This is a genomic window from Campylobacter sp. BCW_6873, from assembly GCF_001762365.1.
Classification (GTDB): domain Bacteria; phylum Campylobacterota; class Campylobacteria; order Campylobacterales; family Campylobacteraceae; genus Campylobacter_D; species Campylobacter_D jejuni.
In genome coordinates this window covers 260490-274159 of sequence record NZ_MJWS01000065.1, presented here as the reverse complement: position 1 = coordinate 274159, position 13670 = coordinate 260490, and the positions used below count along the sequence as shown (strand labels likewise).

Annotated in this window: 11 protein-coding genes; 5 read left to right on the top strand and 6 right to left on the bottom strand. The window is 30.8% G+C overall.

What is annotated here, in order from left to right:
* Positions 1–2: 2 nt before the first annotated feature.
* Positions 3–1799 carry a translation elongation factor 4 gene (gene lepA, locus AJ932_RS05220; protein ID WP_044779192.1) on the bottom strand — a complete coding sequence of 599 codons (1797 nt, stop codon included), beginning with the start codon at positions 1797–1799 and terminating at the stop codon, positions 3–5.
* Positions 1800–1924: 125 nt separating this feature from the next.
* On the opposite strand from lepA, the gene cmeD reads away from it, so the two are divergent.
* From cmeD to cmeF, 3 genes are read left to right on the top strand one after another with little or no spacing between them, the layout of a single operon-like run.
* Positions 1925–3199 (top strand): multidrug efflux RND transporter outer membrane subunit CmeD, encoded by a 1275-nt coding sequence (cmeD, locus tag AJ932_RS05215; RefSeq protein ID WP_053872357.1) that lies wholly within the window; start codon positions 1925–1927, stop codon positions 3197–3199.
* The gene (gene cmeE / locus AJ932_RS05210) at positions 3196–3936 is read left to right on the top strand and encodes a multidrug efflux RND transporter periplasmic adaptor subunit CmeE (protein WP_070210233.1); all 741 of its coding nucleotides are present in this window, start codon (positions 3196–3198) and stop codon (positions 3934–3936) included. Before cmeD ends, cmeE begins: the two co-directional genes overlap by 4 nt.
* 2 nt (positions 3937–3938) lie before the next feature.
* On the top strand, positions 3939–6956 hold the full coding sequence (gene cmeF / locus AJ932_RS05205; RefSeq protein WP_032603345.1) for a multidrug efflux RND transporter permease subunit CmeF: 3018 nt from the start codon (positions 3939–3941) through the stop codon (positions 6954–6956).
* 23 nt (positions 6957–6979) lie between these two features.
* Here cmeF and AJ932_RS05200 read toward each other — a convergent pair whose 3' ends face one another.
* The 4 genes from AJ932_RS05200 to AJ932_RS05185 are packed head-to-tail and all read right to left on the bottom strand — an operon-like array spanning position 6980 to position 10206.
* The gene (locus AJ932_RS05200; RefSeq protein WP_002861764.1) at positions 6980–7786 is read right to left on the bottom strand and encodes an adenylosuccinate lyase; all 807 of its coding nucleotides are present in this window, start codon (positions 7784–7786) and stop codon (positions 6980–6982) included.
* Complete coding sequence (locus AJ932_RS05195) at positions 7787–8506, bottom strand: arginyltransferase (protein ID WP_002870578.1); 720 nt, start codon at positions 8504–8506, stop codon at positions 7787–7789.
* Positions 8506–8757, bottom strand: coding sequence for a hypothetical protein (locus tag AJ932_RS05190; RefSeq protein WP_070247870.1), 252 nt, complete (start codon positions 8755–8757; stop codon positions 8506–8508). Before AJ932_RS05190 ends, AJ932_RS05195 begins: the two co-directional genes overlap by 1 nt.
* A 3-nt stretch (positions 8758–8760) precedes the next feature.
* Positions 8761–10206 (bottom strand): acetyl-CoA carboxylase subunit A, encoded by a 1446-nt coding sequence (locus AJ932_RS05185; RefSeq protein WP_002856595.1) that lies wholly within the window; start codon positions 10204–10206, stop codon positions 8761–8763.
* 139 nt (positions 10207–10345) lie between these two features.
* Here AJ932_RS05185 and ftsW point away from each other — a divergent pair, with 139 nt between their 5' ends.
* On the top strand, positions 10346–11509 hold the full coding sequence (gene ftsW, locus AJ932_RS05180; protein ID WP_002870576.1) for a putative lipid II flippase FtsW: 1164 nt from the start codon (positions 10346–10348) through the stop codon (positions 11507–11509).
* On the top strand, positions 11506–12534 hold the full coding sequence (gene murG / locus AJ932_RS05175) for an undecaprenyldiphospho-muramoylpentapeptide beta-N-acetylglucosaminyltransferase (protein ID WP_002870575.1): 1029 nt from the start codon (positions 11506–11508) through the stop codon (positions 12532–12534). The genes ftsW and murG overlap by 4 nt, the downstream gene beginning before the upstream one ends.
* Here murG and AJ932_RS05170 read toward each other — a convergent pair.
* Positions 12505–13668 carry an MFS transporter gene (locus AJ932_RS05170; RefSeq protein WP_070278092.1) on the bottom strand — a complete coding sequence of 388 codons (1164 nt, stop codon included), beginning with the start codon at positions 13666–13668 and terminating at the stop codon, positions 12505–12507. The two genes, murG and AJ932_RS05170, sit on opposite strands and share 30 nt — an antisense overlap.
* Between the last annotated feature and the right edge of the window lie 2 nt (positions 13669–13670).

Sequence of the window (13670 nt, the reverse complement as noted above, 5' to 3'; positions counted from 1 at the left end):
CATCAATCTATCTTTAAAACACTCAAAAAAGCTTCTTGAGGTAAATTTACCTTACCTATAGCTTTCATTCTTTTTTTACCTTCTTTTTGCTTTTCTAAAAGCTTTCTTTTTCTAGTAATATCCCCACCATAGCATTTTGCTGTCACATTTTTACCCATGGATTTAACAGTCTCCCTTGCGATGATTTTATTTCCAATACTTGCTTGAATGGCCACTTCAAAAAGCTGTCTAGGAACTATTTCTTTCATAGCGCTAACAAGCTCTCTTCCTTTACTTTGTGCTTTCTCATTAGGCACGATAATGCTTAGCGCATCAACATTTTCACCCGCCACTTTAATATCAAGTTTTACCAAATCCCCTACTCTAAATTCTATAGGTTCATAATCAAAACTCGCATAGCCTTTTGTTAAGGACTTTAATTTATCATAAAAATCCATCACAATCTCATTTAAAGGTACATCATATTCTAGCAAAACACGCTCAGGTGTGATATAGTCCATTTTAACCTGTATTCCTCTTTTGCGATTTAAAAGAGTGATTAAATTCCCTAAAAATTCACTTGGAGTAATGATAGTGGCTTTAACATAAGGCTCTTTTATATGATCGATTTTATTAACAGGAGGAAGCTCGCTAGGATTTTGAATTTTAACAAGTTCTCCATCGGTTTGATAAATTTCATAAGTCACAGTTGGAGCTGTAGCAATTAAATCAAGATTAAATTCTCTTTCAAGTCTTTCTTTGATCACTTCCATGTGTAAAAGTCCTAAAAACCCTACCCTAAAACCAAAGCCTAAAGCCAAAGAAGTTTCAGGCTCATAGGTAATAGAACTATCGTTAAGTTTTAGCTTATCTAAAGCATCTCTTAAATCTTCAAATTTATCCGTTTCTATAGGATAAAGTCCTGCAAAGACAAAAGCTTTAGCCTTTTCAAAACCGCCTATGGCTTCTTTAGCCTTGTTTTTTACTAAAGTAATAGTATCGCCTACTTGTACATCACCTACAGTTTTAAGCCCTAAAACCACCACGCCTACTTCACCTGATTGTAAAGATTGAGTTTTAATTGGGCTTAAAGGATGAGGATAAAAAAGATCTTGAACTATATGTTTTTTATCCGTACTCATGACTAAAACTTCATCATTTTTAGCAATACTTCCTTCATAAATCCTAACTAAAGCCAAAGCACCCAAATAATTATCAAACCAAGAATCATAAATTAAAGCCTTAGTAGGAGCTTCATCATCTGTTTTTGGTGCAGGGATTTTAGTAATAATTGTTTCTATAAGCTCTTTTATACCCACTCCTGTTTTTGCACTCACGCAAATGGCGTCTTTACAATCTATGCCTATAATATGCTCGATTTCATGCTTGACTTTTTCAATATCAGCATTAGGCAAATCGATTTTATTAATCACAGGAATGATTTCAAGATTATTTTCAAGCGCTATATAAACATTAGCTATAGTCTGTGCTTCAACACCTTGAGAAGCATCTACTACAAGTAAAGCCCCTTCACAACTTGCCAAAGAACGACTCACTTCATAAGAAAAATCCACATGGCCAGGAGTATCAATAAGATTTAAAACAAAATTTTCGTTATTAAATTTATAATTTAAACGCACCGATTGTGCTTTTATAGTGATACCACGCTCTTTTTCTATATCCATAGTATCCATAACTTGTGAACTCATCTGCCTATCACTAATAGCACCACACTCGCTAATAATCCTATCTGCAAGAGTAGATTTTCCATGATCTATATGAGCTATAATAGAAAAATTTCTAATATTTTTTACCGACAAAATTTCATCCTAAATATAAAATTTTAAAGCTAGGATTTTAACAAAATTTATGTTTAAAACAAATAAATTTTATTTTATATAAAAAACTTCAATTGAAATTTATATAAAGCATACTAAAATATCAAATGTTTGAAAAATATTTAAAATCAGCTATGTTTTTAGCTCTTTATCCCTTAGCAATGTTAGCTTCTAATTTGCACGAATTTATAGCACTAAGTCAAAATAACGAATCCTATCTCATTAAACAAATGCAAAGCGAACAAGCAAATTTGGACAAAGAACAAGCTTTTAGAAATTACCTACCCTCTCTTGGTCTAAACTCAGCTTATGTAGCCAACAATAAAGATCGCTTCATTATCGATCCACAAGAAAGTTTATTTGCTAAAGTTTCTCTTAATTTTTTGCTTTTTGATGGGGGTGCTAGAGAGGCCAATTTAAGGGCTTTAGAAAGCAAAGAAAAATTAAGCCTTTTAGACAAAGAACAAAGCAAAAATTACCTTGCCTTAAATGCAATCACACTTTATTTCAACACCCTAAGTCTTGAAAAAATTTTACTAGCCAATCAACAAAAAGTAGCTTTTTTAAAATCAACTTTTGAAAGATTGCAAAAATTTTACGATGCAGGACTTAGCCCTAAACATGAACTTGAAAGCATTAAAGCCAAATATCATTTAAGCTTATTAGAGCTCAGTCAAAATGAATTAAAACTTGCCAATATACAAAAAGAGATTAAAATTTTAAGCGATACAGATTTTAAAGTGCAAGGGAATGCTTTTTTAGAAAATCCGCAACAAGAAAAAAGTCAAAACTATGAAGTAATGATAGCTAAAGAACAAATCAATCTTGCTAAAGAAAGTGTAAATTTAGCAAAAGCTGAATATTTTCCAAAATTTTATATTCAAGATAATTTTAACTTTTATAAAAACAATTATAATCCAAAAGTTCCGGCTCCTTTTGCAAATTTAGCGGATCAATTCTTAGAAAAATATTCTCAAGGTAATCAGTTTATTTTAGGTATGGAATGGAAAATTTTTGATTTCAATGCAAGGGCTAAAGAAGTTGAAAAAGAGCGTTTAAACGTTCAAATAGCCAATGCAAACGCAAGGTTTAGTGAGAGAAAAAATAAAGAAGAATTAAATTATTTAGACAAAAGTTTAAAAGTTTTACAAGAACAAATTTTAGCTCTTAATCTTAGCTTAAATGCTGCAAATTTAGCTTTTGAAAGTGTAGATAAAAAATACCAAGCAGGACTTGTTTCTTATGTGGAATATCTTCAAGCTTTAGAGGCTAAATTTAAAGCACAAAGCGATTTAGAGCTTGCTAAAAATGAATTTGAAATTACTAAAGCAAATTATTATTTTAATGCAGGTATAGATCTTAATTCAAAGGTTAAAGAATGAAAAAAATTCTATTTTTACTTCTTGCTTTTAATTGCGCCTTTGGCGAAGAAATTTATGCAAGTTTCAATGTAGAAGCATCAAAACAAAGTAAACTTGCCCTTGAAAGCATAGGTTTAGTTCAAAAAATTCCTGTAGAAATTGGACAAAAAGTCAGCAAAGGAGAACTTTTACTTGCTCTTGATCAAGAAAGTGAAAAAATAGCTCTTCAAAATGCCCAAAATTCTTATCAACTTGCTCTTGTAGAATACGAAAATACCAAAAGCAAAATGCAAAAAATCAAAGCTGTAGAAAATGTTATAGACAAACAAAGCTATGAAGATATGAAAGCTAAGTTTGATGCAGCTAATTTAAATTTAAACAAAGCAAAAATCAATATAGCTTATTATAAAAATATCATGACAAAAAAAGAATTGCGCGCACCTTATGATGCTATTATCGCAAATAAATTTATACAAGTGGGTGAAGGAGTAGGAGGAGTAGCTCAACCTTTAATAGAAATTTTTTCCTATCCACAAAGCAAACTGATTTTAAGTTTTGATGAAAAATACAAAGATAAAGTTAAATTAGGCGATGATTTCTTTTACAAAATCGATCAAAATGGTACAGAATTGAAAGGAAAAATCAGCCTTATCTATCCAAGTATAGAAGTAAAAACAAGAAAAATTTATGCTGAAGTGCAAACTACAAATTTAACACCAGGGCTTTTTGGCGAAGGTAGAATCATCACTAAAGATTAAAAATGTTTAAACTAGCTATAAACCGACCAATTACTGTGCTAATGTTTTTCTTAGCTCTTATGATTTTTGGACTAATCTCTGCTTTTAGCATGAGTGTAAATTTATTTCCTAATGTTTCCATACCTCTTATAAAGATTACAAGCAAGGTAAATGGGGATTTAAATTTCGTAGAATCAAAAATCACTAAAGAAATAGAAAATGCTCTAAGTGAGATTGATGGAGTAAAGACCATAACCTCAGCTGCGTATGATAATTTTAGTGTGAGTGTAGTCGAGTTTAAACTAGGTAAAAATCTTGAAGTAGCTGCTAATGATGTGCGTGATAAAATAGGAACTTTAAGCCTACCTTCTAAGCCTGAAATTGAAAAAATCAGCTCAGATTCTGGTTCTGCTATTTCGCTTTTTTTATATTCTAAAGATAAATTACAACTCATGCGCGAAATCAATGATAAAATAAAACCTTTTTTGCAAAGAGTTGAAGGAGTAGGTAAAATCGAAGCTAAGGGTTTTTTAGAACCCCAAATTCGCATAGAATTAAAACCAAATGAACTTAGAAAATACAATCTTAATGCTCTTGATGTAGCAAATATTATCAAAAGTCAAAATTTTAAACAAGCCCTTGGCGAACTTAATAACAATCAAGATAACTATATCATCAAAGGCTATTTTGAAGCCACAAATTTAGAAGAACTTAGCAATCTTCGCATAAAAACAGGGGTATTTTTAAGCGATATTGCTAATATTTCAAGCCTTTATGAAGATGAAAAACAAAGTGCTTTATACGAAGGTAAAGAAGGGGTGCTTTTAGAACTCGGAAAAATCACAAATTATAATACCCTTGAAATGATTAAAAATGTCAAAAATGCCTTGCCTATTTTAGAAAAACAAATTCCAAAAGATATAAGCATTAATGTGCTTTACGATAAAAGCTTAAATATCCACAAGCACCTTTCTCAAGTGATTTTTGATATGGTTTTGGGAATTTTTCTAACCCTTGTAATTGTATTTTTATTTTTAAGAAATTTAAGTGCAACTCTCATTGCTTGCATAGCTATACCTACTTCTATCATTTCAACTTTTTTTATTATCGATCTTTTAGGCTATGATTTAAACCGCTTAACTTTCATAGCTTTAACCTTAAGCATAGGAATTTTTATCGATGATGCTATAGTAGTGATTGAAAATATTGCTAAAAAACTAAAAACTTATCCGCCTTTACAAGCTGCTTTTTTAGGTATCAACGAAATAGGTTTTAGCGTTTTAAGCATCAGTATAGTTTTACTTTGTGTTTTTATCCCTATTTCTTATATGAACTCTATACCAGGGCTTTTTTTCAATGCCTTAGGCATAAGCGTTGCAAGTGGGATAGTGATAAGCTTTTTGGTTTCTGTATTTTTAATACCTAGTATTGGAGCAAGATTTTTAAATCCAAAAGAAAGTAAGTTTTATGAAAAAACAGAAGTTTTTTTTGAAAAAATAGAGCAAAAGTATGAAAATTTACTCTATAAAATTTTACAAAATAAAGCAAAATTTATCCTAGCCACTCTTGTTTTTGTAGGGCTTTCTTTTGCTTTAGCTACCCGTATAGGACTTGATTTTTTACCTATGGAAGATGATAGCGAAATTCAAGTTTTACTTGAAAGCAAAAAGGATTTAAGTTTAGAAGCCATGAAAGAAAAAAGTTTAAATTTGCTTGAAAAAATCAAAAATGATAGCAATGTCAAATACGCTTTTTTACTTGTAGGCTATGATGATGCCAAAGATGCTACAAAGGCTAAAATTTATGTTAAACTTAAAAATTTAGACGAAAGAAATTTAAGACAAAGTGCTATAGTAAGTTTATATCGTCAAAAATTTCAAGATGAAAGTTTAAAAATCAAAATTTTAGAACTTCCAAAGATAGAGGGTGCAGGCATTGATGATCCCGTGCAGTTTTTAATCTTAGGAGATGATTTAAACACTCTAAAAGAAGCTGCTTCTCGAGCAAAAGAAATTTTGGGCACTAATGCACGCATTGTAGATATAAGCGACAATGCTAATGCTACAAAAGATGAAGTAGCCTTACGCATCAACAAAGAAAAAGCTAAACTTTTAGATGTCAATCCTGAATATATCGCTGGGGTTTTAGGGTATTCTTTTTCGCAACTTAGCGTAGGAAGTATGGATAGAGGCAATTCAAAAGATGATATTATCCTAAGTTTTGCTCCAGAATTTAAAAAAAACATAGAAGCTTTAAAACGCATTAGTATTAAAAACAACCAAGGTGTAAATTTAGAACTTTCAAGCGTGGTGGATTTTATATACAGTAAGGATTTAAAAACTATCAATCGTTACAATAAAAACCGCTCTGTGAAAATCACAGCTGGAGTAAATGATCTTTCCTTAGGAGCGGTGCAAAAACTTTTACTAGATAATATGGATAAAATTTTAAATAATAATGCAAGTCTTAGCTATGCTTTTTCAGGCTTTATCAATCTTTTAGGTGAAACCGTGCAAGGTTTTGCTATGGCAGTAGTACTTGCTTTTGTTTTAATTTATCTTGTTTTAGCCGCACTTTATGAAAGTTTTATTCTGCCTTTAATCATCATGATAACCATGCCTTTAGCCTTTGGCGGAGCTTCTATAGGACTTTTTATCACAGGGCATAATTTTTCGCTTTTTGTACTTATTGCCATCATCTTACTTTTTGGTATGGTGGGGAAAAATGCTATTTTACTTGTGGATGTGGCCAATAAAAAATGCCATGAAGGTTTAGATCCCGATAAAGCTCTTTTAATCGCTGGAAAATCACGCTTAAGGGCTATATTGATGACAACTTTTGCTATGATTTTTGCCATGCTCCCACTCGCTCTTTCAAGGGGTGCGGGCTATGAAGCTAATTCTCCTATGGCAATAGCTATTATCTTTGGACTTATAAGTTCGACTTTGCTTACCTTACTCGTAGTACCTGCACTTTTTAAATTTTGTTTTAAGCTAGATAGCAAATTAAGAAAAATTTATGAGAGAGAAAAATTAAATTAACCAAAATGATTAATTTAATTTTTTTAAGTATTATTCTTATAAAGTGCTTTTAAGTTATCATAGGCAATTTGTATTTTTTCAAACTGTTCTCTTGCGTAAGCTTTTTCTATTGCACTTTTTCCTTGATGAAAATCAGGATGATAAAGTTTTACCAAAATCAAATATTTTTGTCTGATTTCACTAAGATCATTTTGCGGAGTACATTCTAAAGTATTAAAATAATTACTAAAAAGCTTAGCTAAAGCATTAAATTTCCATTTCATATTTTCTTTATTGTGAATATTTTGGCGAAATTTTTTATACTCTTCTCGGTCAACTTCAAAATTCACGCAATATTTTAAATGCTCGCTCTCATCTGCAAAAGCTTCAAAAAGTTCAAGAGTATTCTCGTTTTTATATTCTAAAATTAGAATATTTGTCATTTCATTATATTCTATATTATGATCTTGAAAATAATTTCTTATATAGGTAACAAATAATTTTTCATTAGAGCTTAACTTCATCAAAATTCTACCCGCAGCAAAATCAATCTTGATAAACAACATAGGCTTAAGCATATTATTTTGCTCAAAATTTAATCTAAAAGTTTTAAAATGAGCATCTTGTAAATTCTCTATACCTTCATTTGTACTTTTGCGATATTTTTGATCTAAAACTTTTAAGAAATAACGACGCTGTGGAATTTCATTTTCTTCAAAAAAAGAAAAAATTTTATTTTTTCGTCCTATGACCTTTGTGAAATTTTTAGTAATCAAGTCTTTAAAATACTGAAATACGCTAATATCATCTGTATTAACATTGATAGTTTCTAAAGTTTGCACGATTTGCATCTATTTCTCCCATAAAACCTCATTTTCAAAAAGCTCTTTAGTGCCTTTTAAAATTTCATTGGGTGTATAATCGGCTTTATAAGATAAAGATTGACACTTTTTTACAAAATACCCAAGATAAATATAATCTAAGTTCATTTTTTTAGCTATTTGTATTTCATTGAGCAAAGAAAATTTACCCAAAGAAAAATACGAAAAATCAGGATCATAAAAACAATAAATGCTTGAAATTCCATCCTCTAAAATATCAATCAAATCAACACAAACGAGCTTATCTTCTATATAAAATGCAAGCTCATATCCAAAATTCATAAAACCATCGACATAAAGATTATAATACTGCTTAAAGCTTAAATCATAACGCTTCCAGTTCTTTTTTTCTTCCATAAAACGATGGTATTTATCATATAAAAACAAATGTTCATTGCTTAAATTGGGTGTTCTAAGCATAACTTTGGTGTTAATATTTTTATTTATAACCCTTCTTTCACTTTTTGAAAAATTATATTCATTAACTAAAATTCTAAGACTTAAACATTCATCACAATCTTTACAAATAGGGCGTGAAAAATACCTACCAAAACGACGCCAACCTCGTTTTATTAGCCCATTATTGATTTCTTTAGGGCAATTTTCAATGTATTTATACTCTATTCTTGAGCGTTTATCTTTTAAGTAAGGACACTGATCTTCAAGAGTACAAAAACCAATCTCAAGCATTAAATTTTCTTAATATCTGCATTTTTGATAAATCCGGAAAATTCATCCTGTAGTTTTTCTTGCTTTAAGAAAATTTCTTGCATTTCCTTATCTATGTTTGCTTCTTGATTTTTTTCGCGAATATCTTTAGCTAGTTTTTCTAAATTTTTTACACTTGCACCACTCTTGCTTGATTTCTTCGCTAATTTTGGAGTATTGGCGTTAGCTTGCATTTCTTTTTTAATACTTTTAAGACTGTCTAAAAAATCCATCTATTATTCTCTACTTTCTCGTATTTTTTTAAGCGTAGCAGCTATTGCAGCTATAACTTCTTCTTTGTTTTCTTGATGACGATCTTCTGTTTTTTCTAATAATTCTTGCATATGTGTTTCTATGAAAGAGGTGTCTAAATACCCTCTTCTAAATTCTCTTGTTTTTGTAATGGCAATTAAAAATGGTATCGTTGTTCTAATATCATCAATCACAAATTCCTTCAAAGCACGCTCAAGTTTATTAACCGCTAAATCATAACTGGTTGCTTTAATAATAAGCTTTGCAAGCATGGAATCATAATAAGGCGGCACAGTATAGTCTTTATAAATATGACTATCAACCCTAACAGATGGTCCAAGAGCTGGGTAGTATTCTCCTATTTTTCCAGGACTTGGAATAAAATTTTTCCATACATTTTCAGCAGTAATTCTAGCTTCAATAGCAAAACCCCTAGGTTTAATATCGCTTTGTTCTAAGTCCAAAATTTCTCCTGCTGCAATACGAATTTGTCTTACAATAAGGTCAATACCTGTAATTTCTTCAGTAATTGGATGTTCAACTTGAATTCTTGTATTCATTTCCATAAAATAAAAGCGATTATAATCATCAAGCAAAAACTCTATAGTTCCAGCATTTGTATAACCTACAGCCTTAGCAGCTGCCACAGCTGTAACACCCATGGTTTTTCTAAGATTATCTGAAATTCCAGGGCAAGGTGCTATCTCAATTACCTTTTGATGTCTTCTTTGGATAGAGCAATCCCTTTCACAAAGATGGATAATATTTCCGTAGTTATCTCCTAAAATTTGAAATTCTATATGCCTAGGATTAACTACATATTTTTCCATAAATACTTCATCATTATTAAAGTATGTTAAAGCTTCTCTTTTGCAAGATTCAAAAGCATTTTCAAGATCTTGTTCTTTATGAACAACGCGAATTCCGCGTCCACCTCCACCACCTGAAGCTTTTAAAATAACAGGATAACCAATCTTCTCAGCAAAAATTTTAATTTCTTCCATGCTATAGGAATTTAATTTTTCAGTCCCTGGAACAATAGGTATACCATTTTTAGCCATTAACTTACGAGCGATATTCTTATTTCCCATCTTATGAATTACTTCAGATTTTGGACCTATAAAAATAATTCCAGCATCTTCACAAGCCTTAGCAAATTCGTAATTCTCACTTAAAAATCCATAACCAGGATGGATCGCATCAGCACCACAAGCCTTAGCAATCTCGACAATACGAGCAACATCTAAATATCCTCTTATAGCATCCGTTCCTATGCGATATGCCTCATCTGCGATTTTTACATGCAAACATTCACGATCAGGCTCTGTAAAAACTGCAACACTTTTAATATGTAAATCTCTACAAGCACGGATTACTCTAACAGCTATTTCAGCTCTATTTGCTATGAGAATTTTATGGATTTGATTCATAATTTGCCTTTTTTGTTATATTTTTATTGTTAATTTTAGCAAATTTTCCTTACAAAAACTTAGCAAAAAATTTAATTTATTTTAGTTATAATAAAACTTTTTAAAATTTTAATTCCAATAAAGAAAAGTTATAATTATAATGGTTGCTGATAAAAGATTATTTTATTTAAGTTGTATTTTAATCACCATAGGAATAGTATTTTCATACTCTCTTACAGCTTTTACTGTTCTTTTTCTTGACTATAGCGAGTTTCATTTTTTTATTCGTCAGCTTTTTTTTGGAATTAGTGGCATACTTATAATGTTTTTTATTTCTCGTTTGGATCCTGATAAAGCACTTTCTAAAAAAATTATTTTAGCTATTTTGATTGTTTCTTTTATCTTTATCATCATTTTACCATTTTTACCTTCTGCACTAGCAACAGCTAGCGGAGGAGCTAAACGCTGGATACGCTTAGGCCCACTCTCTATCTCTCCTGTGGAATTTTTTAAAATAGGATTGATTTATTTTTTAGCATGGAGCTATACAAGGCGTATTGATGATAGCAAAAAAGCTATCAGACACGAGGCTCTAATTCTTCTGCCTTATTGTATCTTAGCTTCTATAGTTATAGGATATATTTATATCACTCAAAACGATTTAGGACAAAGTATAATTTCTTTCTTTTTAATTCTAGCTTTAGCTTTTTTTGCAGGAGCTAGTAAAAGACTTTTTGCTTTTGGAACTTTAATCATTATGATGATAGGTATAATGGTAATTTCTAGTAATCAAAGAAGAATTCAAAGAATTGCTTCTTGGTGGGGGAATATACAAGATGCTTTTTTACCTATGCTTCCTGATTGGTTGGCAAATGCTTTAAGAGTAAGTAGCAACAGCGAACCTTATCAGATTTCGCACTCTTTAAATGCTATAGCCCATGGAGGAATGTTTGGCGAAGGCTTAGGACTTGGAACTTTTAAATTAGGCTTTTTAAGTGAAGTACATACTGACTTTATTCTTTCAGGAATTACTGAAGAAATAGGACTTTTGGGTCTTGGAGTTATTTGTTATATTTATCTTTGGATGATTTTAAGAATTTTTAGAATTGCAGGAAGATGCGAAGCTAAACAAGATTTTATTTTCTGTTCAGGCATAGCCTTACTTTTACTTTTTTCCTTTTTTATGAATGCTTTTGGTATTATTTCTCTTACTCCACTAAAAGGTGTGGCTGTTCCACTTTTAAGTTATGGAGGAAGTTCAATGTGGGCAATTTGTATAGGTATAGGATATGTATTAATGATTTCAAAAAAGGTTAAATTATGACAATAGCTTTAACAGGTGGCGGAACTGGAGGACATTTGGCCATAGTGCGTTGCTTATTAGAAAGTGCGATTAAAAAAAATATAGAATGTGTATACATAGGTAGTCAAAATGGTCAAGATAAAGCTTGGTTTGAAAATGAAGTACGTTTTAAGGAAAAATTTTTTTTAAGCTCTAAAGGAGTGGTTAATCAAAACAAATTTGGCAAAATTAGTTCTTTACTCCACACCTTAAAACTCTCCAAAGATTGTAGAGAAATTTTTAAAAAATACCACATCCAAGCCGTTTTTAGTGTAGGTGGATATAGTGCAGCTCCTGCATCTTTTGCGGCTTTATTCTCACATTTGCCTCTTTTTATACACGAGCAAAATTCAAAAAGTGGCTCTTTAAACATGCTTTTAAAACCTTTCGCTACAAAATTTTTTAGCGCCTTTGAAAAAGAATTTAGTCCTTATCCTGTGGCAAATAAATTTTTTGATAATGCTAGGACTCGCACAGAATTAAAAAATATTATTTTCCTAGGAGGATCACAAGGAGCTAGTTTTATAAACGAACTAGCTTTAAATCTCGCCCCAAAGCTTCAAGAACAAAATATCAAAATCATCCATCAATGTGGAAAAAATGATTTTGAAAAATGCAAAAAACACTACCAAAGCTTAAATATCCAAGCTGATGTTTTTGACTTTAGTTCAAATTTGGAAGAAAAAATGAAAAATGCAGATCTAGCTATATCAAGAGCAGGTGCAAGCACCCTTTTTGAACTTTGTGCTAACACCTTGCCTGCTATTTTCATACCTTATCCTCATGCAGCTAAAAATCATCAATACTTTAATGCTAAATTTTTACAAGATCAAGCTTTATGTCAAATTTTCACGCAAGATTCGATCAATCTTGATGATTTTTTCAAAGCAATGTTAAAACTTAACTTAGAAGATATTTCCACAAGATTGCAAAATATAGCACAAAAAAATGGTGGGGATATTTTACTAGAAAAAGCACTATCTGATAACTTGGCTTTTATACGATAAATATCCAAAGATATTTACCAAAATCCCTACAAAAATCAACATCAAAATAGCAAGTGAAAAATTCTCAAATTTATCATGTAAAAAGCCTATAATCCACTGCCCTTGTGCTGCGATTAAATATCCAAAACCTTGAGCTAAAGCAGAAAGCTTTGCTGCTACTTGGGTATTTGAACTTTTTTGAGCGATAAAAAGCAATGCAATACCAAAAACCCCACCCCATGGAAAGCCCATGATAAAAGCACTGATGATAATAGAAATTTTGCTATCAAAAACAAAAAGCATGGCAAAAGCGATCACATACATACTACACAAACTTGCTATGTAAAAAGTATGTAAATTTTGCCTTAATTTTCCTAAAAGTAAAGGGCCAAAAAGAGACACTGGAGCTGCAACAAGTTGAGCAAAAAGAACCATATTTGTAGAAAATTCTTTATCAAATCCTTTTTCTACAACAATTTGAACATACCAAAAAAACAAAGAATAAGCTAAAAAACTTTGAAATCCCATAAAAAGAGTAATTTTCCAAGTTGTTAAATTTGTAAAAAGATTGATTTTTTTATAAGCTTTTTTCTTAATGCGAAAAAATCTACCATTTTTAGCTTGAGGATAGTAAACTACTAAAGCTACAAAAGAAAAAATAGCCCAGAAAAACATAGCTCCAGCTAAATCAAATACACTAAGCAAAGGTATAGCTAAAGCAATACCCATAATCGAAGAAATACTCAAAACAAGACTATAAATTCCCATTATACTTGCCATTTTTTTTGGAAATTTTTCTTTAATAAAACTAGGAAGTAAAACATTTGCAATTGCTATACCACAGCCCATTGCTAACATTCCTAAAAATAAGCCATATACACCAAAATAAGAACGAATAATTTCGCCTAAAAAAATTAAAAAAATTCCAAAAACAATAGCACGAATAGGAGAAAAATACCCCACAATAAAAGAAATACTTCCAAAAGCTATCAAAGGAAGACTTGTAAGTATGCCCGCTACGGTTGAGTTTAAATAATACTTATCTTTAATAATATCAATAATAGGCCCCACTGCAGTAATTGGGGCTCTAAGATTAAAAGCTACAATAATAACAATAATAACATTAATCCAAAATATCTTTTTAAAAGAAGCCATAA

Coding starts and splice junctions, on each gene's coding strand:
- cmeD (WP_053872357.1), top strand. CDS start 1,925: ATGTTTGAAAAATATTTAAAATCAGCTATGTTTTTAGCTCTTTATCCC.
- AJ932_RS05170 (WP_070278092.1), bottom strand. CDS start 13,668: ATGGCTTCTTTTAAAAAGATATTTTGGATTAATGTTATTATTGTTATT.
- AJ932_RS05200 (WP_002861764.1), bottom strand. CDS start 7,786: ATGCAAATCGTGCAAACTTTAGAAACTATCAATGTTAATACAGATGAT.
- AJ932_RS05185 (WP_002856595.1), bottom strand. CDS start 10,206: ATGAATCAAATCCATAAAATTCTCATAGCAAATAGAGCTGAAATAGCT.
- AJ932_RS05190 (WP_070247870.1), bottom strand. CDS start 8,757: ATGGATTTTTTAGACAGTCTTAAAAGTATTAAAAAAGAAATGCAAGCT.
- ftsW (WP_002870576.1), top strand. CDS start 10,346: ATGGTTGCTGATAAAAGATTATTTTATTTAAGTTGTATTTTAATCACC.
- murG (WP_002870575.1), top strand. CDS start 11,506: ATGACAATAGCTTTAACAGGTGGCGGAACTGGAGGACATTTGGCCATA.
- cmeF (WP_032603345.1), top strand. CDS start 3,939: ATGTTTAAACTAGCTATAAACCGACCAATTACTGTGCTAATGTTTTTC.
- AJ932_RS05195 (WP_002870578.1), bottom strand. CDS start 8,506: ATGCTTGAGATTGGTTTTTGTACTCTTGAAGATCAGTGTCCTTACTTA.
- cmeE (WP_070210233.1), top strand. CDS start 3,196: ATGAAAAAAATTCTATTTTTACTTCTTGCTTTTAATTGCGCCTTTGGC.